General features: G+C 32.6%; 19 protein-coding genes. 10 read left to right on the top strand and 9 right to left on the bottom strand.

Annotation, left to right across the window (positions count from 1 at the left end; all coding sequences use genetic code 11):
* Positions 1-26: 26 nt before the first annotated feature.
* Together J8M14_RS13410 and J8M14_RS13415 are read right to left on the bottom strand one after the other, a co-directional pair.
* Positions 27-467, bottom strand: a complete 441-nt coding sequence (locus J8M14_RS13410; protein WP_211075255.1) for a hypothetical protein — start codon at positions 465-467, stop codon at positions 27-29.
* A gap of 27 nt (positions 468-494) precedes the next feature.
* Complete coding sequence (locus tag J8M14_RS13415; RefSeq protein ID WP_211075256.1) at positions 495-689, bottom strand: hypothetical protein; 195 nt, start codon at positions 687-689, stop codon at positions 495-497.
* A 180-nt stretch (positions 690-869) separates the two neighbouring features.
* On the opposite strand from J8M14_RS13415, the gene J8M14_RS13420 reads away from it, so the two are divergent.
* Positions 870-1,385, top strand: a complete 516-nt coding sequence (locus J8M14_RS13420; protein ID WP_211075257.1) for a lipocalin family protein — start codon at positions 870-872, stop codon at positions 1,383-1,385.
* A gap of 338 nt (positions 1,386-1,723) precedes the next feature.
* On the opposite strand, the gene J8M14_RS13425 is transcribed toward J8M14_RS13420, so the two are convergent.
* Positions 1,724-2,047: a hypothetical protein gene (locus tag J8M14_RS13425; protein WP_211075258.1), complete on the bottom strand. Its 324-nt coding sequence runs from the start codon at positions 2,045-2,047 to the stop codon at positions 1,724-1,726.
* A gap of 515 nt (positions 2,048-2,562) precedes the next feature.
* Between J8M14_RS13425 and J8M14_RS23300 the strand changes: the two genes are divergently transcribed.
* The gene (locus tag J8M14_RS23300) at positions 2,563-2,691 is read left to right on the top strand and encodes a hypothetical protein (RefSeq protein ID WP_282100260.1); all 129 of its coding nucleotides are present in this window, start codon (positions 2,563-2,565) and stop codon (positions 2,689-2,691) included.
* A gap of 50 nt (positions 2,692-2,741) precedes the next feature.
* Here the strand turns inward: J8M14_RS23300 and J8M14_RS13430 are convergent, their stop codons facing one another.
* Together J8M14_RS13430 and J8M14_RS13435 are read right to left on the bottom strand one after the other, a co-directional pair.
* Positions 2,742-4,184 (bottom strand): rubredoxin, encoded by a 1,443-nt coding sequence (locus tag J8M14_RS13430; RefSeq protein ID WP_348772847.1) that lies wholly within the window; start codon positions 4,182-4,184, stop codon positions 2,742-2,744.
* Complete coding sequence (locus J8M14_RS13435; protein WP_211075259.1) at positions 4,185-7,706, bottom strand: nitrate reductase; 3,522 nt, start codon at positions 7,704-7,706, stop codon at positions 4,185-4,187.
* A gap of 551 nt (positions 7,707-8,257) precedes the next feature.
* Between J8M14_RS13435 and J8M14_RS13440 the strand changes: the two genes are divergently transcribed.
* The 8 genes from J8M14_RS13440 (at position 8,258) to ccsA (ending at position 15,415) form a co-directional block, all read left to right on the top strand.
* The gene (locus J8M14_RS13440) at positions 8,258-8,686 is read left to right on the top strand and encodes a globin family protein (RefSeq protein ID WP_211075260.1); all 429 of its coding nucleotides are present in this window, start codon (positions 8,258-8,260) and stop codon (positions 8,684-8,686) included.
* A gap of 38 nt (positions 8,687-8,724) precedes the next feature.
* Positions 8,725-9,585 (top strand): DUF3365 domain-containing protein, encoded by an 861-nt coding sequence (locus J8M14_RS13445; RefSeq protein WP_211075262.1) that lies wholly within the window; start codon positions 8,725-8,727, stop codon positions 9,583-9,585.
* 3 nt (positions 9,586-9,588) lie between these two features.
* Positions 9,589-10,083, top strand: a complete 495-nt coding sequence (locus J8M14_RS13450) for a hypothetical protein (RefSeq protein ID WP_247672636.1) — start codon at positions 9,589-9,591, stop codon at positions 10,081-10,083.
* A 13-nt stretch (positions 10,084-10,096) separates the two neighbouring features.
* Positions 10,097-11,137 carry a ferredoxin--NADP reductase gene (locus tag J8M14_RS13455; RefSeq protein ID WP_211075263.1) on the top strand — a complete coding sequence of 347 codons (1,041 nt, stop codon included), beginning with the start codon at positions 10,097-10,099 and terminating at the stop codon, positions 11,135-11,137.
* 8 nt (positions 11,138-11,145) lie between these two features.
* Positions 11,146-11,862 carry a cytochrome c3 family protein gene (locus tag J8M14_RS13460; protein WP_211075264.1) on the top strand — a complete coding sequence of 239 codons (717 nt, stop codon included), beginning with the start codon at positions 11,146-11,148 and terminating at the stop codon, positions 11,860-11,862.
* A gap of 18 nt (positions 11,863-11,880) precedes the next feature.
* Positions 11,881-12,240: a hypothetical protein gene (locus tag J8M14_RS13465; RefSeq protein WP_211075265.1), complete on the top strand. Its 360-nt coding sequence runs from the start codon at positions 11,881-11,883 to the stop codon at positions 12,238-12,240.
* 89 nt (positions 12,241-12,329) lie between these two features.
* A complete protein-coding gene (locus J8M14_RS13470) occupies positions 12,330-13,643 on the top strand; it encodes a cytochrome c biogenesis protein ResB (protein WP_211075266.1) in 1,314 nt (437 codons plus the stop codon).
* Positions 13,640-15,415, top strand: a complete 1,776-nt coding sequence (gene ccsA / locus J8M14_RS13475) for a cytochrome c biogenesis protein CcsA (RefSeq protein WP_211075272.1) — start codon at positions 13,640-13,642, stop codon at positions 15,413-15,415. The genes J8M14_RS13470 and ccsA overlap by 4 nt, the downstream gene beginning before the upstream one ends.
* A gap of 214 nt (positions 15,416-15,629) precedes the next feature.
* Here ccsA and J8M14_RS13480 read toward each other — a convergent pair whose 3' ends face one another.
* The 4 genes from J8M14_RS13480 to J8M14_RS13495 form a co-directional block, all read right to left on the bottom strand.
* On the bottom strand, positions 15,630-16,451 hold the full coding sequence (locus J8M14_RS13480; RefSeq protein ID WP_211075273.1) for an ABC transporter ATP-binding protein: 822 nt from the start codon (positions 16,449-16,451) through the stop codon (positions 15,630-15,632).
* An 11-nt stretch (positions 16,452-16,462) separates the two neighbouring features.
* Positions 16,463-17,326 (bottom strand): ABC transporter ATP-binding protein, encoded by an 864-nt coding sequence (locus tag J8M14_RS13485; protein ID WP_211075274.1) that lies wholly within the window; start codon positions 17,324-17,326, stop codon positions 16,463-16,465.
* 10 nt (positions 17,327-17,336) lie between these two features.
* On the bottom strand, positions 17,337-18,434 hold the full coding sequence (locus tag J8M14_RS13490; RefSeq protein WP_211075275.1) for an ABC transporter permease subunit: 1,098 nt from the start codon (positions 18,432-18,434) through the stop codon (positions 17,337-17,339).
* 117 nt (positions 18,435-18,551) lie between these two features.
* Positions 18,552-19,955 (bottom strand): CmpA/NrtA family ABC transporter substrate-binding protein, encoded by a 1,404-nt coding sequence (locus tag J8M14_RS13495; RefSeq protein ID WP_211075276.1) that lies wholly within the window; start codon positions 19,953-19,955, stop codon positions 18,552-18,554.
* Positions 19,956-20,192 lie beyond the last annotated feature (237 nt).

Below are 20,192 nucleotides of genomic sequence, written 5' to 3' on the forward strand. Positions count from 1 at the left end.
TCAATTAATTGATTTCCTCATTTTATTTATGACACTTTATTTAAGGTTAACGACTTTTTCTTAAAACTAAACCGAACTTGTTTATAATCTCTATTCTTAATTCGATCAATCTCTTCTTTAGTTATGTCAAAAGTTATTCTTGTCATAAATCTATTCGAAACATTTGAGTAATCGGATTCAATTTCTTTAGTATCAGAATTGAGAATAAAATCATCTTCAACTCCATAAAAAGTCAAGGTGGTCCCTTTAAAAGTTTTAATATTAATTCTGCTTAGAATAACAGTTTCTAAAAATAGATACCCATTTAATTCTTCCACAACTACATAAAGTTGACCTTCCTTGGATTCAGCTATTTTATCTCCATCTATATCACTAATTTTATTTTCGGTGAATGTATCTACATGCAGCCGTTCCATTGCCTTAATATTACCTAAAGCAGCTAGGACTTTATCAACTTTTTTAAACATATAATTTATTTAGAAGTATATGAGAAACTAACCTATATAAGTGTTTACACTGGTAATGAGTTGGCAAGAATTGTGCAACATTTGCTTAAACCTCAAAGCTAAAGTTTCATCATTAAACTTCATTGCTTCGCTAATACTATTAGATAATACTAGCTCACCAATAAGATATTCCACAAAGTAGTTCTGATCGTCCGTTAAAAGCACATATTCAGTTTCAGTCATATAATAGAGATATTTAAGCTTTTACAAATCAAAAGCTCTAATAAATTTCAAAGTAAAAATAGATGATTAAACCTATTCAATAATATGAAAAACCTAATACTTTTTCACAGAAGTATTAACAATTTCATGAAACATTTTAAGGTATATTTTTTGATGATAAATACGCTCAACTAGAAAATTATGAAACAACAAGCTCTACACATTCTATTGGTTTTTATACTAATAAGCAATATTTCTTGCACAAAAGCCGATAAAGATCAATATCGCATACCAGAAAACTCAAAAGAACTTATATCAGGTATAACAGGAAAAACCTGGAAAATTGCCAAAAGATATAATAATGGCACGAGAATGAATATGGGAGATTGTTTCTTATCCTACAGAATCACTTATAATCCTGATACCAAATTCAGAGATAATAATGGAGAATATGAAAACTGTGGAGTTTCAATGATTGGGAGTTGGGAAATTATAAAGGACAAAGAAATGAACTCTTACATTAAAATTATAAGTGATCAAATTCCAGAACTTATGAATATGGATCGAAACTATAAATACCTTAAAATACTTCAATTAAATAAAGATACTCTAAAACTACAGTTTAGACATAAACAGTTTAATAATACAAAAACTACTATCGTGGACACCTATGTATCCGAGGATATAGAAGTTAAAGACAGAGATTTTCATTGGTAAAGACATAAAAAAACCGGTTACAACAAGTTGTAACCGGCAACACAAGAAACACTTAAAGCTACTTTAGTTCTTTAAGGTTTCAACACTAAATTGTATATAAATTCTAACAATTAGAACTAATAACTAATTATTAAAAACCTCTTTTAAGAAATTAATAAACGTATGGGGAATGATTCTATTATTTTAAAACCAAAAAAAATAATTACTAGTAGATTCTAGTAGGTTTTATAGATTGTAGATAAGCCCCAAAAAGTTTACTAAATAAATATACCAATATTCTTTATACCTTCCGGTATAAAGAATATTTTTTTTAGCAAAAATTTAAGAACTAATGTTTGTTAGCTATAAACTGGCTCTATTTTTCTTAATAGTCCAATCTCAATATATTCAGATATTTTATCCATTGTACCTATTTTATCAGTTTGTATAGGTACCCATCCATCAATCTTGATCATATCATTAGGATTACTACTAAAAAACATTTCATACTCATAATCTCCCAAACTATTATGAGACCGATTTCTACCATTTTTAAGTTTATCAGTTATCCTTTTTTGAACAATCTCTACCTTAGATCCAAGATCTAAGCTTTCAGTATCTCTATGTACTTCTACATCCAGAAATTCTGCAATTGAGGCCATAATAATCTCTTCTAAATTCATACGCATAAGTTTTTGGTTACAATTTTCCTTAATATAAAATACACCGTCAAAAAAATAGGGTTAAAATCAAAAAATAACACAATTAAAAAAATTATACCCTATAAAATATAGTGTTTGAATTTCAAAAATATTAAAAAAGTACTTTACACCCCTAAAAAAACCATAGTAACAACGAATATTTATAATTCCCAAAAAAAATGATTCCTTAAATTGATTATTTAATAATTCAATGCTAAATAATCTACTTTTTTAAAACGAGGAATCTGAGATAATACCAAATACAACTCCAGTAAACCTTAATAAGAATAAGGTCATATATTAAAATTTTATAGTATTTATTCCTTCAATACTCACAGAATAAGTAGTTAATTACAATATGTATTAATTGCCTTCATAATAATCATTATTTGAAAAACCTAACATAGCAACTATAACAAATGCTTTATCTTTCTTTTGTTAAAGAAGGAAGTAAATTTGGCGAAGGTAATTTTTGATACTATTGTCAACCATTAGATATGTTACTTGAAGATATTAAAAAAGACGAGGATGATAATACTCCTGTCTACAGCATTTCTATGAATGGTACTTTAGTATTCAAATCTTTTACCAAAATTGCCAATGTTATTTTTAGAATTAAAACTTAATCAAGATTTAATAGAAGAATAAACCATGAATAACACGTCTTTTGAAGTGTTTAAATTATCTCCAGGACAATTTTTTCGAAATTACTTTTAGGAGCTTCACATAAAGAACAGTTGTAGTCTTCAGGTAATTCTCTAAACTCAGTACCAAAAGGAATATTAGAGACCACATCTCCAACAGAAGGATCATAAACAGTCTGACAATCATTACACTGATATACCTCGATCTCTATGACTTCTTTTTTAGCTTTAAAACTGGAAGAGTAGTCTTCTTCTTTCCCCAAGTTCAGAAAGTATGTTTTTGTTAATTCTAACAACAAACCAGGTAAGTCCATTTGATCAACATCTTGTGCATACACTATATAATTTCGCGAACTAGGATTAAAATTATTAGCATGTAAAATATTATATGTAGGTCTTACTACAAAATCCTCTATAGCTTTAGGAGTTTGATTTTCTTCTATTACAATCGAAGTGAAATATCTTTTTAGGTTTCGACTTGAGGTAATTCCGAATGTAAGACCATAGGTACTGATATCATTCTGATCAAAGTTCATTACCAAAAACTTCTTAAGATCTAACGCTCGTTTATTATTGACCGGCAAATGCCAGTTTAACTCTAAAGCAGAATGGCGAACGTTAATACCAAATTGGCCTAATAATTTTTCTAAAGCTAATTTGCTTTCTTTAGGAATCCCTTTTATGATAAACGATTTCCATGCGGTTAAACATATTTTACCAATACGATGTTCTATACAGAATTCACATAGTACTTTAAGAAAACTAAGATCATACTGGTTATTTCTCCAATACAAACCTAACCAATATTGGTTACCTCCCATTTTATTCATTCCTTCGTAATAAGGAAATGGCTTAAAAGATACTCTTAAAGGTTTTTCTATCGTTCTATTGTTAGTATCTATTTTTTCATTCAAAAATTGAAAAAGCTCCTCTACATCAAGTACCTTTTCATAAATACCCTCTATAGCTTCAGCGACTTTAGCAATATCCCAAGTATGAATTAACACAGGATAATAAACCTCACTCCATCCTGGTAGCTTTAAAAACAAATACCAATAGTCCTCATGAGAAGAGGCAATAAAATTTAGATCACCTGAAAACAAAGGAACTATCTGCTGTTTTGGGTCAGTAATATTAATCTTTAGTTTAGGCTGATATCTAAATTCTTCAAGAATATATAAGTATGTCGTTCCTCTTAGCCACACCGTAGAATCAAAGATATCTATTGAAACGTAGGAACAACTAATGTTTTGTTGCTTTTCAGAAGTAAAAAAGGAGGAATCAAAAGCGTCCAATTCAGTAAGTAAACCACCTTGATTATTTTTAATTGGAAAAACAATATCTTGTCTTGATCCAAAATGAAAATACTCTAGTCCTAACTCCTGAGCATATTCAATAATCCGCTGTAGTTCAACAGGTGATAATATACCTCCTTTGACATCAATTCTGTGTAAAAACTGCTCTTCGTTCATCATTTAAGCTAATTGTAACATGTTATTCAGTACTTCTTTTACTTCAGGTTTACAGCTACCACAGCCTAAACCAGCCCCTGTTTTAGTACAAAGATCTGAGAAATCTTCGCATCCGGACTTAATAGCTTTTTCCAGGTTTCCTTCGCCAACCTGACTACACGAACAAATTAATTTTCCGATAATTGGTTCATCTGGTTGAGATGACCTAAGAAGCTCCTCTCTCTTATCTGATAATTCAATTTTTTCTTCAATCAGCCGCTTAAAATCCGCAAATTCATTCTTGTCGCCCATCAGAATTGCTCCAACTAATCGATCATCTTTTACAATACACTTCTTATAAAAGCGCTTTCTAACATCCATGAATATTACTTCCTCAAAAGAAGAATCATTTTTAGGGATATCAATATTACCCACACTACAAAGATCTAAATCCTCAAACTTAAGAATATTCATAAAAACAGACCCTTTATATATTGCACTGTAGTCTCCTAACAAATATTTTGCAACGATATCTGCCTGTTGTTCTGCAGCTGCAGTAATACCATACAAACTACCTTCGAATTCTGCAATTTCTCCTACTGCAAAAATCTTAGGGTCGCTGGATTGCAGATATTGATTCACTAGAATTCCACGACGACAATCTAATTCATTTTTTTTAGCCAAATCTATATTAGGAATAGTCCCAATGGAATATACTACTGCATTACAATTAAACGATTTTCCTGATTTCAGATTAACCAATAAATCTCCTGATTCTTGATTAAACACAGTATCTACCTCATTATCAAAATGAATCTGGATTCCTTTTTCCTGAACATCTTCAGCTAATAAACGGCTCGCTATAATATCAAGCTGTCGTTCCATTAGTCTATTGCCACGTTGAACAATAGTAATTTTTACTCCTTTTTTACGAAGTGCAGCAGCTAATTCAAGTCCTAATAACCCTCCTCCTACTATAGTTACGTGTTGTTCATTTTCTGGTAACCCTGTTTCATCTAAGTACGTTTTTAGCTTATCTGCATCTCCTCTGTCACGCATAGTAAACCTCCCTGGAAGGTGAACAGGAACTTCTTTTGGTACAAAAGCACGACTTCCGGTAGCCATTAATATCACATCATAAGTATGCTTTTCTCCTTTGCTATCAATTATTAATTGGTCCTCTCTATCAATTTCTACAATAGGGTTACTTGTAGACAATGTAACATTTAGAGATTCCATACTACCCTCACGCATCTTCTGCAACTGTTCCCATTTTAATTCTTCACTTACATATTCTGGTAATAACACTCGATTATAAAACGGATATGGCTCTTTTGAAAATACTACTATCTCATCCTCTTGATTATACTCACGATACGTTTGTATAAAACGATAAGCAGCGGTTCCAGCCCCAATGATACAAATCTTTTGTTTTGGCTTTACAAACTTAGAAACCTGTACTGCAGAAAACTTAAAATCCGGTTCTTTTGATATTGGATCAACGATACTTGTGGTTAGGTTATTAGCCCTTCCATAATCATTACCTAATACTTTTCCCCAGTGCATAGGTAAAAAAACCACTCCTTTTCCTATAGTGTCGCTAACCTTTATTTTTACCTGAACTTTACCTCGCTTACTTTTTACCACCGCAACATCTCCATCCTTCAACTTACGTAAATAGGCATCTACTTGATTTATTTCTAAAAAGGGATGAGGAATATGCGTTAGCAATCTATTCACTTTACCCGTTTTTGTTCTTGTATGCCATTGATCACGAACTCTACCTGTGGTTAAAATAAAAGGATGTTGCTCTGTAATCAATTCTGAAGTTGGTTTAGTAAACCTTGGTACTACAAATTTGGCGTTTCCGGTATCTGTATAGAATTTTTTATCCTCGAATAAGCGAGGAGTCCCAATGTGATTATTCTCTGGAACCGGCCATTGAAAACTTCCTTCTTCTTTGAGGCGATCATAACTGAGTCCGGAAATATCTATACTGGTTCCTTTAGTTAGTCTGCAATGTTCTTTATAAACTTCTTCGGTGTCGTTATAATCAAACCCCCTATAGCCCATTTTTCTTGCAAATGTCCATAGAATCTCTGCATCCGGCAAAGCTTCTCCAGGAGGATCAATCACTTTATTTAGATATGTTATACGACGTTCACTATTAGTCATCGTACCTTCTTTTTCTGCCCATCCTGCTGCTGGCAACAATAAATCTGCATATTCTGTGGTCTCGGAATTATGTGATATATCCTGAACTACCACAAACTTGGCATTTTGCAATGCTTTCTCAACTTTATTAGCATTAGGTAGACTAACCAATGGGTTGGTACATATAATCCAAACGGCTTTTAGTTTCCCACTTTCCAGTGCATCGAACATCTCCGTAGCCGTAAGGCCGGGTTTTGGAGAAATCTCTTTTCCTCCCCAAAAATTTGCAACTTCTCTTCTATGTTCATCATTCGATAAATCTTTATGTACTGCTAAAAGATTAGCCATACCTCCTACTTCTCTACCTCCCATAGCATTAGGCTGCCCTGTTAAGGAAAATGGTCCAGACCCTGGCTTACCAATATGCCCTGTAAGTAATGAAAGGTTTAGTAAAGCATTATTCTTATTAACACCGATAGAGCTTTGATTTAACCCCATTGCCCAAAGTGTAATAAACCCTTTGGCATCTGCTATATATGATGCTGCTTTTTTTATCTCAGCAACTGTAACTCCACAAATCTTAGCCGCATCAGTTATAGAAGTAGACTTCAATGATTCTTTAAGTGATTCAAAATTATCAGTATGTTTAGCAATAAAACTCTTATCTATTTTCTTTCGATCAATTAGTCTTTTTGCAATCGCATTATATAATATCACATCTGTCCCGGGAATAATTTGCAGATGCAAATCTGCAATATCACAAGATTGTGTTCTGCGAGGATCTACAACTATAATTTTAGTATTAGGGTTTTTCTCTTTATGTGCTTCAATCCTTCTGAACAAGATAGGGTGACACCAGGCTGGATTTGCACCCGCTATCATAAAGCAATCAGCAAGCTCAATATCTTCATAAGCAATAGGAACGCTATCTTCACCCAAAGCTTGTTTATACCCAACAACAGCAGAACTCATGCATAATCTAGAATTAGTATCAATATTATTGGTTCCTATAAAACCTTTAGTCAATTTATTCACCAAATAATATTCTTCTGTCAAACATTGTCCGGAAACATAAAATCCAACACTATTTGGCCCGTATTTCTTAATAATCGTATTAAAAACAGCAGCAGCTCTATCAAAAGCTTGATCCCAGGAAACACGTTGTCTTTGATGTCCTTTACTCCAGCGCATTTCAGGATATAGAATTCGATCGCTCTTATCCTGTACCACGTGATGAAGATTCATTCCTTTAGAGCAAAGCATTCCTCGATTTACCGGATGATTTGGATCTCCTTCTACCGTAATTGTTCCTTTAGAATCCTTCTTAGCAATAATTCCACAGCCCACGCCACAATATGAACATGTTGTTTTATATGATTTAAATGCCGACATAAAGAGTTTTATCAAGTTTTTAACTAAAAACCAAAATTAAGTATTATTACGTAAAAAATAGCTTCAGACAACTAGGAAATAGATTAAAGACAAATTAATTATGAAATTGACAAAAGAAGTCTTGCAAAAAGAAAAATTAAAAATAAAAACGCATTCAAAATCATAAATATAAAATAGAGATCATAAGCAAAACGATAGGTAGACATTACATTACACATATCTCACTTAGAAAAATAAATTATGCTTTATCAACTGCATAATTTATCAAAAAACACGTTTCAAGTGAATGATTTTAAGAATATTACAAAACTATCAAAAGTCTCATTTTTATGATCATCAAAAATTAAAACACTCTATTTTACATTATTATCAAGTTTTTTGTTAAAAAATAAATTATTTAGTCAAAAAACAAACAAACACAAAATCAAAAACAATCTAAACATAAGTTTTATTGACAATTTCGTATTTGTGATTTATATTTTGTTCAGGTATATTTGATCAAAAATTAAGTATTAATACTTAAGTATATTTTTTTAACCAAAAACCTAAATATGGAAAAAATAACAATTGAATTAGTACAGTCTTCTTTTGAAAAAGTCGCTCCAATTGCAGAAACTGCTGCAAAAATTTTCTATGATAAACTTTTTGAATTAGACCCTGAATTAAAAAAGATATTTCCAGCAGATGATCCAGAAGCAATGAAAGGTCAAGGAAATAAATTAATGACTATGCTTTCCTCCGCAGTAGCAGGCCTTAGCAATCTTGATAAGCTCATACCTATTTTACAAGATTTAGGAAAAAGACATGTGGATTACAAAGTAGAATCTTCTCATTATGACACAGTTGGCGCAGCATTACTTAGCACATTATCTGTAGGGCTTGGAGACGATTTCACTCCAGAAATAGAAACAGCATGGTCTGATACATATGGTGTAATGGCATCTGTTATGAAAACTGCAGCATATGGAGAAGTAGCTTAATAACTATGGTAGATATTATTAACTTAAAACACATATAAATGAATCATCTAAGGTCAAAGGGAATATTTTTCTTATCACTATTATTTATTACAATTATTATCCAATCTTGTGGAGGAGTTCCGGAAGAAACTTCATCTGACGGAACTTCAGATAAAGTATTTGCAGTTGCGGATATACTCACCTTGGTTGCTAAGGAAAATGACATTACTAGAACGCTATATACCAAAGGAATAGTTGGAGCCGGAAAAAAACAAGGACTTAAATTCGACGAAGATTGGCAAGATGATGAAATAGAAGCTGGCCCTCTTCCAGCTTTATTTCTAAGAGGAATATCATCCGATATTAGAAAAAGCCCGGTTCCTTTAGGTCTTTATCTAGGGTCAGATTTTCCAATTAATGCTTCAAATAAATTCCAGGGAAAGCAAGCTGAACTTTTTGAAAAAATAAAAACTAACAAAGAGCCTCAACACTTTTTTGAAGAAGATCAAAAATTATACACCTCTATGTTTGCAGATTTAGCAGTTGCTGCTCCTTGTGTGAATTGTCATAATGAACATAAAAACACTACAAAAACCGATTGGAAACTTGGAGACGTTATGGGGGCAACTACCTGGCAATACCCATCAGACTCGCTCTCATATAAGGAAGCTATAGATGTAATCAAAGCATATCGAAATGGCACAAAAGCAATATATAATGCATATCTTAATGAGATAGCAGCCTTTAAAATAGACAGCACAAAACCATCTATTGGAGATAAATGGCCATCTAAAGGTTTTTATCTTCCAACTGCAGAAGTGTTTATAGATAGCGTTAGAAAATTAACTTCTTATAAAAGTTTAGAAAAATTATTAGCAGGCTCTGACAAGCAGAAAAATAATGATATAGCCTCTAACTAATTAATGATTAAATCAAAGGTGAAAAAATCAGTAAGCTTCGTCCTAGTTGGTAGTATACTATTCTTGGCATATATTTTACAATATATCCTTAATATTAGATGGAATACATTATACGACTTACAACTTGATGAAAATTATAAACGATGGTCAGGAGTATTTGTTAGCGCTTTTATAATATTTCAATGGGCACTCACTATAATCAGAATATCAAAAAAGTTGAGGAAATATGCTTTACAATTCACATATATCCATAAGTGGATAGGCATATTATCTCCAGTTTTTTTCTATCTACATGCTATGAAGTTTGGATATGGATACTTAGCGCTATTATCCTATATATTTTTCATCAATATGATACTGGGAACTATAAATCTGGATATCATAAAGAGTACAAAAAACTGGATTTTTCAATCTTGGATGATTACCCATGTAGCACTTTCTTTTGTCATTACATTTTTAGTCCTTTTTCATATTGGAGTCGTCTTTTATTACGAATAAAAAATTGAATCTTATGCTATTAACCGTTAAAGAAATAATCCCAGAAACAGATGATGCTGTTAGCGTAATATTAAAAAACAACTTTTTTTTTAACAAAATTAAATACAAAGCCGGTCAATTTCTTACCGTCAAAATCCTTATTAATAACAAAGTTGAAAAAAGAGCATATTCTTTTAGTAGCAGCCCTGTAATAGATAACTTTCTGAAAATTACTGTAAAAAAAGTTGAGAAAGGCTTAGTCTCCAATTACATATGTAACACTCTAAAGCCCGGTCAAAAAATAGAGGTTGAAAAACCTGCCGGTAGCTTTTTTATCGTACCAAACAAAAATATTCAATTTAAGTACATATTATTTGCCGGTGGAAGCGGAATAACTCCAATATTTTCTATCATTAAAACGGTTTTAGAAAAAGAACCTTTATCCAAAATAATTCTAATTTATGCGAATAGAAATGAGGAATCTACCATTTTCAAAAAAGCAATTGAAAACTTAGAAGAAAATTACCCGAATTCCTTTGCTGTAGAGCATATCCTAGAAAAAAAGAAATCTGACAAACCTAATTACCATCAGGATTTATTGAATAAAGAACTGATTGATGATATCTTAAAAAAGCATAATACGGCCTATGAAGATGGCAAATATATGATGTGTGGCCCTCAGGGATTTATGGATAAAGCCAAAGAAATTCTTGCGGAAAGAGGGATTACCAGAGACAAAATTAAATTAGAAGCTTTCAGTGCTAATTTCATAACATCTAGCGATGCCAAAAAATTAAAAAGCTCAGTAATCATATATCACGACAACCAAAAACACACACTAGATATAGGAGGAGACAAAACTATTTTACAAGCAGCCATGGCTAATAATATAATGCTACCATATTCTTGTAGGTCAGGAATGTGTAGTAGTTGTAAAGCCAAATGTATATCTGGCACTGTAAAAATGATAGATGGTCATCTACTGTCTGAAGAAGAAGTAGCCGAAGGACATATACTCACTTGTATAAGTTTTCCTACTTCTGACAATGTGAGCATAAGTTTTATAAATGATTAAATAAGCACATGCTTAATAAAAATCCGCTACGAAAAAGACAATATAAAGGTACACTAATTGGAATTGCTGTAACAATTGTTGCGTATATCATTCTCCCTTTAAAGCAATCAGAAGATTTTCTAAGCTTAGGACCTCTTAATACAGGACATGAAGGCTTATCATGTAGCGCCTGTCATACTGATGCTAAAGGAAGTTTGATCCAGCAAATACAATCGAATATAGCATACACATTTGGTGCTAGAAAAACAAAAGCTGACTTTGGAACACAAAATGTTGATAATAAAAAATGCTTAGCATGTCATGACAGACCTAATGACCGTCACCCAACACATCGATTTTTGGAACCACGATTCAAAGATGCAATTGCCAATATTGATGCTACACAATGCGAAACCTGTCACAGAGAGCATAATGACACTAGAATTGTTCTTGCAAACGCTAATTTTTGTGTGAACTGTCATTATGACTTAGAAGTTAAAAATGATCCAATAGACGTTCCGCACGCTACTCTAATTGAGAATAAACAGTGGAATACCTGCCTGCAATGTCATGATTTCCATGGTAATCACATTTATAAGGTAGCAGATAAAATAAAAGATACAATACCTCTACAACAAATACAGGAATATCTAAAAGGAGGAATGGATCCTTTTTCTTCCAAAAAAAAGCATCTTCCGCTTAGTGAAGAAGAATGGTTAAAAATGAAACAGAAATATGCCAACTAGAACTAAAAACATACATCTATGACTTCCAAAAAAGCCATCTCATTTTATCTCTTTTTAGCAATATCATACTTACATTCTTGTAAAAACCAAGAACCATGCCCAATCCCTGAAGAAGTTACCTATTCTAATCAGATTAAAACTATCATAGAAACGGATTGTTTTTTATGTCATGCTCCTGATGTCTATAAAACTAAAGCTTCCAGAAACAAGATATTTGACTATGAAAATCTAAAAAAGCACGCAGAGTCTGGAGTACTGGTTGGATCCATTACCCACAGTACAGGTTTCATTGCAATGCCTTATAAAAAAGGAATCAAAATAGACAGTTGTAATATAGAACTAATAAAAAAATGGGTGAAAACTGGAATGAAAAATTAACTACTAGCAACTTCTAATTGATACACATAACAAATATACTTTTCTCCAATCGCTTTAGTGGTTTATTGCTTCTCATTTTTGCAATATCAATGGGGACGGCTACTTTTATCGAAAACGATTACAACACAGAAACGGCAAAAGCTATAATCTACAACGCCAAATGGTTCGAAATACTTTTACTATTATTAGTTATCAATTTTATTGGCAATATTGTTAAATACAACCTATTCAGTATAAAAAAAGCCCCCATACTCCTTTTTCATGTCGCTTTTATTATCACCATTTTGGGAGCCGGAATTACTCGCTATAGAGGTTATGAAGCCTTAATAACCATCAATGAAGGTGAATCCAATGATAAAATGATTTCTATAGATAATTATCTCCAGGTGATTACAAGCAATGGTTCCATAAACAAAAACCACATCAGCGAACCTATTCTAATGAGTGAATTAGGATTTAATGATATAAATGAGAGTTTTAATTTTGAGGAGAAAAATATTCAAATCCGGTTAAAAAAATATGTTCCCAGAGCGAAATATGAATTGAAAGATACTATCTCTGGAAATACGTATCTACACATGGTGATTGCTGAAAATGAAAACAGGAAAGATTTTTATATCCAGGAAGGAACTAGAGAAATCATATATGGAATACCAATCGCTTTCAATACACAAAACAAACTCAAAACAGATATTTTTATCACCAAACAGAACCAAACCTGGCAAGCATCCTTTCCTGAAGTAACAGATTATTTTTCTATGCTATTGAATAAGGCCGGTTCATATCCAAAAGACAGCATTGTACCTCTTAAATTTAAAGCTCTAAGCCAAATAAATGACATCCCAATAGTATTCAATGAAATAGTTCAAAACAAAGTTCGAAAACTTGTTTCTGTCGAAAAAAACCCGGAAATAAAGAATCCCGAAGCTGCGGTTACACTTTTCATACAATCCGGAGCTGAAAATAAAGAAATTACATTATTTGGCGGTCCTGGTTACATGAACCCTTTCAACACTCTATTTATTAATGATTTGCATGTAAAGCTAAGATATGGTGCCAAACCAATTCAACTGCCTTTTTCTATTTTTTTAAAAGATTTTATTCTGGAACGCTATCCAGGATCAGATAGCCCATCAGCATTTTATAGCGATCTTGAGATTCAGGAAAAAAATAGAGTATTCAATTACACTATATTCATGAATAACGTATTAAATCATCAAGGCTATCGTTTTTTTCAATCCGCTTATTTACCAGATGAAAGCGGTACTATCCTTTCAGTAAACCGTGATTATTGGGGAACGCTAATTACGTATATAGGATATGGTTTATTATTTCTTGGTATGTTATTAAGCCTATTCTGGAAAAACTCTCATTTTGGATTAATACTAAAACTATTAAGGTGAAAAAAGCGATCCTACATAGTATTATAAGTTTGATTTTAGCTTTGCTAAATACCGTAAAAGCACAACAATTACACAACCTAAAACCTTATGAACTTATTCACAGACAACTTATTGATGTCAATCATGCTGAAAAATTTGCTACTATTCAAGTTCAGGATTTTCAAGGTAGAATCAAACCCATTAGCACCTTATCACTAGAATTATTAAGAAAAATACATGGAAAAAGTAGTTTTAGCTACATCGATAAAGAGTATCAAAAAAAGCAATTAACACCTACACAGGTATTTATTGGAATGCAATACAAACCTGATTCTTGGCAGCTATTAGAATTTATTAAAATTGATAAAAAAGCAATCTCGCAACTAAAAGATTTAATAAAAATAAATCAGTTGGGATACGCAAGCGCTTCACAATTTTTTGATTTTCAAGGAAATTACAAGCTCAAATCATTAGTCGCCTCTGCCTACACTAAAGCTCCAGGAAAAAGATCTGTATTTGATAAAGATATTATTAAAATAGATGAGCGTATTAATATTGTTTGGAGCATTTTTAATGGTCAGTTTCTTAAAATATTTCCAAAAATAAATGATCCTGATCTAACTTGGTATTCCCCTATAGCTAAGGAAACTGAATTCAACAAAGATGATAAACTTTTTTTTAGCAAAATAATTCCTACCTATTTTACTCATCTTACTACTGGAATTGAAGCCGGAAATTGGCAAAAAGCAAATGAAGTTATTGAATTAATAAAAAGTTTTCAGCTCAAAAACGGATCAGCAATTATATTAACTAATAAAAAAGTTAATTTAGAAATCTGGCTCAATAATAATCACATCTTTTTATGGTGTTTGATTGGATATACTTGCTTTGGTATTGTTTTAATGTTATTCAGCTTTATTAGGATATTTAAAAAACGTAAAAGAACAATTGACAAAATCATTAAAGGAATTACCATTTTATTAATAGGTATGTTTATTGTGCATGCCCTAGGAATTGGTATGCGATGGTACATATCTGGTCATGCTCCTTGGAGCAATGGATATGAAGCTAGTATTTTTATAGCCTGGATAGGAATGCTAGCCGGTTTTGTTTTTTCTAAAAACAGTTCATTTGCACCGGCTGCTGCTTCGATATTAGCTATTTGTCTCCTTGGAATAGCACATGGAAGCTTAATGAATCCGGAAATTACAAATCTAGTCCCTGTACTAAAATCCTATTGGCTCTTAATTCATGTAGCCATTATAACAGGAAGTTATGGCTTTCTGGCCTTAGGGTCTTTACTTTCTTTGATTGCGCTAATTCTTATGTGCATCAATACATTTAACAATAAACCAGAAACAGAGAATACAGTTCTAACTATTACCAACATCAATCAACTTACCAGCACTATCGGTTTATATATGCTTACAATCGGAACCTTCTTAGGAGGTATCTGGGCTAATGAATCCTGGGGAAGATATTGGGGTTGGGACCCAAAAGAAACCTGGGCTTTAATTAGCATTATTATTTATTCATTTGTACTTCATATCAGAATTATAATCCCAAAAAATTATATATATATTTATAATGTTTGTAGTCTATTTGCTTTAGGAAGTCTTATTATGACTTTTTTCGGTGTAAACTACTACTTATCCGGATTGCATTCTTATGCAAAAGGAGATCCTTTTCCCATCCCTAAATGGATCTATATTATAACTCCAATAGTTTGTATAATTGCAATTATCCCATTATTCAAAAACAAAACACTATCTATCAACAAAAACAGGTTATAAACGATTTATAATCAAAAACATCTGAAACAACAACTAGAGCCCTTTTATTATACTTCAATTTATTGAAACACCTGAATAAATGAACTAAGTTTCTAATTATTATGTAAAAAAACTGCTAAAAACACAAAAAAAATAACTCCCTATTTTTCAGTCAAAATATTATGAGATGAAAAATAAGGAGTTTTTTAGTAATAAAATATTACTCTTAAAATACTTAATGTTCTAAAAAGTTAATCAAATGTTCTCTATACTTATAATAATCCGGATGTTCTAAAACATCTTTTCTTAAACGAGGGCGTTCAAAATCAATTTCTAAAATGTCACCAACCTTAGCTCTAGGACCACTTGTCATCATAATTACTCGATCTGCCAGAAAAATGGATTCATCTACATCATGAGTAATCATAATCGCGGTAATTTTCTCTTGATTCCAAACCTCAATAAGCACATCTTGTAACTCTCCTCTGGTCAGAGAATCCAGCATCCCAAATGGCTCATCCAGTAGTAATACTTTTGGTTTCAAAGCGAATGCCCTGGCTATCCCAACTCGTTGCTGCATTCCTTGAGACAATTCTTTAGCTTTCTTATGCATTGCATCTTCCAACCCCACTTTGGATAAATAATACTTAACGATATCATCTCGATCCTTTTTAGTTCCGTGACTAAATACCTGTTTAACACCCAACAATACATTATCATATGCTGTCATCCAAGGCAACAAACTGGGTGATTGAAATATAACTCCTCGATCTGGCCCAGGACCTTTAATTGTTTGATTGTTAGCTACAATTGTTCCTCTAGAAATAGGATTAAGACCTGCTATCATAGTAAGCAACGTAGACTTACCACAACCGGAATGACCAATTATTGAGATAAACTCTTCATGTTTCACTTTCAAATCAAGGTCGTCTAAAACCACATAATCTCCTTTGGGAGTTGGATAAATTTTAGTCAATTGAGAAATATCCAGCATGTATTTATCTTCAAACAATCCGTTATCGGATCTCTTCACTTCTGATTCTTCTAATGTTTCCATAGTACTGTCTTTTAACTAAAACTTAATCTTCTAAATGGTGCTGGTTTAATCCTTGGCTTAATATCTGGCAAAACGTGATTATTTTCTTTTTTAGAAGCCCTTTGTTCTCCTATCTGAATGAGATATTCCATAATACCATTACGTAGTTTTTTATACTCCTCATTATGGTTCAACGCGGTTTTATCTCTTGGACGATCCAAGTTGATCTTATATTCTGGTCCAAGAGTGGCTTTTGGACCAGGTTTTAATGGAATAATACGATCTGCCATTAAAATCCCTTCATCTACATCATTGGTAATCAACAGCGCCGTTTTTTTATCTTTATTCCAGATTTTAAGGATTTCCTGCTGTAAATTTCCTCTGGTTAACGCATCTAACGCACTCAAAGGTTCATCCATTAAAATCACATCAGGACTCATAGATAATGCCCTGGTAACAGAAACCCTCTGACGCATCCCTCCAGAAAGTTCTTTAGGAAGTTTACCTATAGCGGGCGAAAGATTTACCATCTCCACATAATCTTCTACACGCTTATTTCTATCTTTTTTAGACATTTTTTTAAACGCTTCTTTAACCGCCATACCTACATTATTCCTGACGTTTAACCAAGGTAATAATGAATAATTCTGAAAAATCACACCACGTTCGTGACTAGGCCCCGTAACAGGTTCTCCTTTAAACAAAACCTGTCCTTCATCAGGCATCATTAATCCGGATATTAGGTTTATCAATGTAGTTTTTCCGCTACCGGTAAACCCAACGATCGCCACAAACTCCCCTTCTTCAATCTCTAAATTGATATTTGACAATACCTGAGTACGATCTTTTCCGGTACCAAAAGATTTTGATACATTTCTTAATTCTATATACGCCATACTATTGATATTAAGCTGTTTCCTCAGTAAACGTTACAAACTTCTGTATAGTTAACATTATTCTATCAAGCAAAAATCCTATAATTCCAATAACAAACATCGCTACAATAATTTTGGAATTAGAATCATTAGCTCCGTTCTGAAATTCTTCCCAAACAAAAGAACCAAGTCCCGGACTTTGTGCTAATAACTCTATAGCAATTAACACCATCCAAGCTACGGATAATGTGATTCTTAGTCCCGTAAAAATTAATGGAAATGAAGATGGCAAAATGATCTTGAACACTTTTTGCCCTACACTTAACTGAAGCACCTTAGCCACATTTATATAATCTTTATCTACAGAAGAAACCCCCATACTAGTATTGACCAATGTTGCCCACATCGAACATAGCCCAACACTTATAAAAGAAATAATAAAGGAACTATCAGAATCTGAGCCACGTGTTAAAGTTTTTACAATCATAAACACCAATAACAGCCACACAACGGGAGAAACAGGTTTAAAAATCTGGATCAACCAGTTTACTGATGATCTTAGTGTTTTACTTAATCCTAGCATAATACCAATAGGGACTGCTATAAACAGTGCCAACAAAAACCCAGCAAACACCGTTTTAAGACTTGTAAATATTTGGTCTACAAATGACGGTCTCCCTGTATATGTTATTGGCGCCAAACCTTGTGCTTCTCTTTGAGCATTGGTAGCTGCTACTTTGTCTGAAAAGGCAGCTTTCTTATCTGAAATAACTGCGTGATCCGCCAATAATGACTTATAAGCCGTCCAAACCTGAGCTGGCGATGGCAAGGTATTAGGTTGACAACTAATATCTCCCGAATCTATACAGGTACGCATTTCTAAAGCTGCTGCCTCTCCTTGATCAGTCATAGCTTTTTCGATTCTAGCATCTTTTTCAACATTATAAAGATATGTTGCTCCTGTATACCATAGTATCAAAAATAACCCTACGGATAATATTGGCAATAATACTTTTTTAAATAAAGCAATTAAATTTTTCTTTATTTCTTCTCCGGTTGCCAATCTAATAGCTGGTTCAAAAAAACCTAACCCTACAAAATTGAGAATATGTATAGACCTGTCTTTCATTTTATTTTATTTAAAACTTACTTCTCTTTCATTATTTCACTAATGCTATAGCATATTCTGCATTAGAGTTCATTTAATTCTTTTGTATGGAAGAGAAATAAAAAGGGGAATCCCTTTTTATTTCTCAATGCTTGAAACACCTTCCACATTTTCTTTGTTCCCGATACCAAAACTATTAATATATCCAATCGGATCTTTAGCATCATATTTATTACCATCAATAAAATCAGTAGTTGCAGGTTTATACCCATCTGTTTTAGGTAATTCTGAAGCTTCTAGATGACCTTCTTTCACTAACAAATTAGCAGCTTTTGTCCAAATATCAGGACGATAGATATCCTTTATGGTTTTGTCATACCATTCCGCTGGCTTACTTTCTGGAATTTGTCCCCATCTTCTCATTTGGGTTAAGAACCAAATTCCGTCTGAGTAAAAAGGATAGGTAGCATCATAACGATAAAACACGTTAAAGTCCGGCATCTCTCTTTTATCTCCTTTTTCAAACTCAAAAGTACCTGTCATAGAATTTGCCAAGACAACTTCATCCGCACCTACATATTCCGGCATAGATAAAATTTTCACTGCTTCTTTACGATTTCCAGGGGTGTCTAACCATTTTCCTGCTCTTATCAAAGCTTTAGTAACTGCAGTTGCAGTATTAGGATATTGCTCAACAAATTTCTTGGTCATTACGAAAACTTTCTCAGGGTTATTCTTCCAGATATCATAATTCGTAGTAACCGGCACACCAATACCTTTAAAAACTGCTTGTTGATTCCACGGCTCACCTACACAGTATCCATATATTGTACCTGCTTCAAGTGTTGCTGGCATTTGTGGTGGCGGAGTAACTGATAATAAAACATCTGCATCAATTTGACCTTGAATATTATCTTTAGAGTACATTCCCGGATTAATTCCAGCCGCAGCTAACCAATATCTTATTTCGTAATTATGTGTCGAAACAGGAAATACCATCCCCATCTTAAACGCTTTTCCATCATTCTTATAAGATTCTATTACAGGCTTAAGTGCGTCTGCCGAAATTGGATGAATAGGTTTACCATCTTCTCCTTTAGGAACATTTGGTTTCATTTTAGACCAAACATCGTTTGATACCGTAATACCATTACCATTTAAATCCATCGAGAATGGAGTTACCAACTCTGCTTGTCTACCAAAACCAGCTCCTGCAGCTATTGGTTGACCGGCTAACATATGCGAACCATCTAATTGTCCGTCGATAACACGATCCAAAACATTTTTCCAGTTAGACTGCGCCTCTACAGAAACAAACAACCCTTCATCTTCGAAGAAGCCTTTTTCCTTTGCTATTGCTAAAGGAGCCATATCCGTTAACTTTATAAAACCGAAAGTTAATTGCGGTTTCTCTATAAGTAATTTAGGGTCATCCTTAGCAGAAGCTTCACTGGATGCTATTTCTTTCTTTTTTTCTCCACCACATGACACTAATATCATTGCTGTAAAGATCATTACAATTTTAAGATGTATTTTTTTCATAATCCTCTGTTTTTGAATATTTAGCTAATAGAACATTTCAAAACTAAGTATTATTACTTAATAAATAATCATGCTACGTATAAAAAAGTACGTATTTATATCATTATTACATATTCCTAAATTTTAATTCTCATAAAATGAATATTTATGAATTAAGAATATATTTTTTTAAAGAATAATAAATTCATAAAACAAAAACATCTGTAAACTACTGATAAATAATGAATTAAATAATTT

Source organism: Aquimarina sp. MMG016 (genome assembly GCF_018100805.1).
Classification (GTDB): domain Bacteria; phylum Bacteroidota; class Bacteroidia; order Flavobacteriales; family Flavobacteriaceae; genus Aquimarina.

What these genes read in the sequence shown, in the direction of transcription:
- J8M14_RS13420 (WP_211075257.1), top strand. Translation starts at nt 870, where the DNA reads ATGAAACAACAAGCTCTACACATTCTATTGGTTTTTATACTAATAAGC.
- J8M14_RS13450 (WP_247672636.1), top strand. Translation starts at nt 9,589, where the DNA reads ATGATTAAATCAAAGGTGAAAAAATCAGTAAGCTTCGTCCTAGTTGGT.
- J8M14_RS13425 (WP_211075258.1), bottom strand. Translation starts at nt 2,047, where the DNA reads ATGAATTTAGAAGAGATTATTATGGCCTCAATTGCAGAATTTCTGGAT.
- J8M14_RS13415 (WP_211075256.1), bottom strand. Translation starts at nt 689, where the DNA reads ATGACTGAAACTGAATATGTGCTTTTAACGGACGATCAGAACTACTTT.
- J8M14_RS13440 (WP_211075260.1), top strand. Translation starts at nt 8,258, where the DNA reads ATGGAAAAAATAACAATTGAATTAGTACAGTCTTCTTTTGAAAAAGTC.
- J8M14_RS13480 (WP_211075273.1), bottom strand. Translation starts at nt 16,451, where the DNA reads ATGGAAACATTAGAAGAATCAGAAGTGAAGAGATCCGATAACGGATTG.
- J8M14_RS13445 (WP_211075262.1), top strand. Translation starts at nt 8,725, where the DNA reads ATGAATCATCTAAGGTCAAAGGGAATATTTTTCTTATCACTATTATTT.
- J8M14_RS13485 (WP_211075274.1), bottom strand. Translation starts at nt 17,326, where the DNA reads ATGGCGTATATAGAATTAAGAAATGTATCAAAATCTTTTGGTACCGGA.
- J8M14_RS13490 (WP_211075275.1), bottom strand. Translation starts at nt 18,434, where the DNA reads ATGAAAGACAGGTCTATACATATTCTCAATTTTGTAGGGTTAGGTTTT.
- J8M14_RS13435 (WP_211075259.1), bottom strand. Translation starts at nt 7,706, where the DNA reads ATGTCGGCATTTAAATCATATAAAACAACATGTTCATATTGTGGCGTG.
- J8M14_RS13465 (WP_211075265.1), top strand. Translation starts at nt 11,881, where the DNA reads ATGACTTCCAAAAAAGCCATCTCATTTTATCTCTTTTTAGCAATATCA.
- J8M14_RS13455 (WP_211075263.1), top strand. Translation starts at nt 10,097, where the DNA reads ATGCTATTAACCGTTAAAGAAATAATCCCAGAAACAGATGATGCTGTT.
- J8M14_RS13460 (WP_211075264.1), top strand. Translation starts at nt 11,146, where the DNA reads ATGCTTAATAAAAATCCGCTACGAAAAAGACAATATAAAGGTACACTA.
- J8M14_RS13495 (WP_211075276.1), bottom strand. Translation starts at nt 19,955, where the DNA reads ATGAAAAAAATACATCTTAAAATTGTAATGATCTTTACAGCAATGATA.
- J8M14_RS13410 (WP_211075255.1), bottom strand. Translation starts at nt 467, where the DNA reads ATGTTTAAAAAAGTTGATAAAGTCCTAGCTGCTTTAGGTAATATTAAG.
- J8M14_RS23300 (WP_282100260.1), top strand. Translation starts at nt 2,563, where the DNA reads ATGTTACTTGAAGATATTAAAAAAGACGAGGATGATAATACTCCTGTC.
- J8M14_RS13430 (WP_348772847.1), bottom strand. Translation starts at nt 4,184, where the DNA reads ATGATGAACGAAGAGCAGTTTTTACACAGAATTGATGTCAAAGGAGGT.
- J8M14_RS13470 (WP_211075266.1), top strand. Translation starts at nt 12,330, where the DNA reads ATGGGGACGGCTACTTTTATCGAAAACGATTACAACACAGAAACGGCA.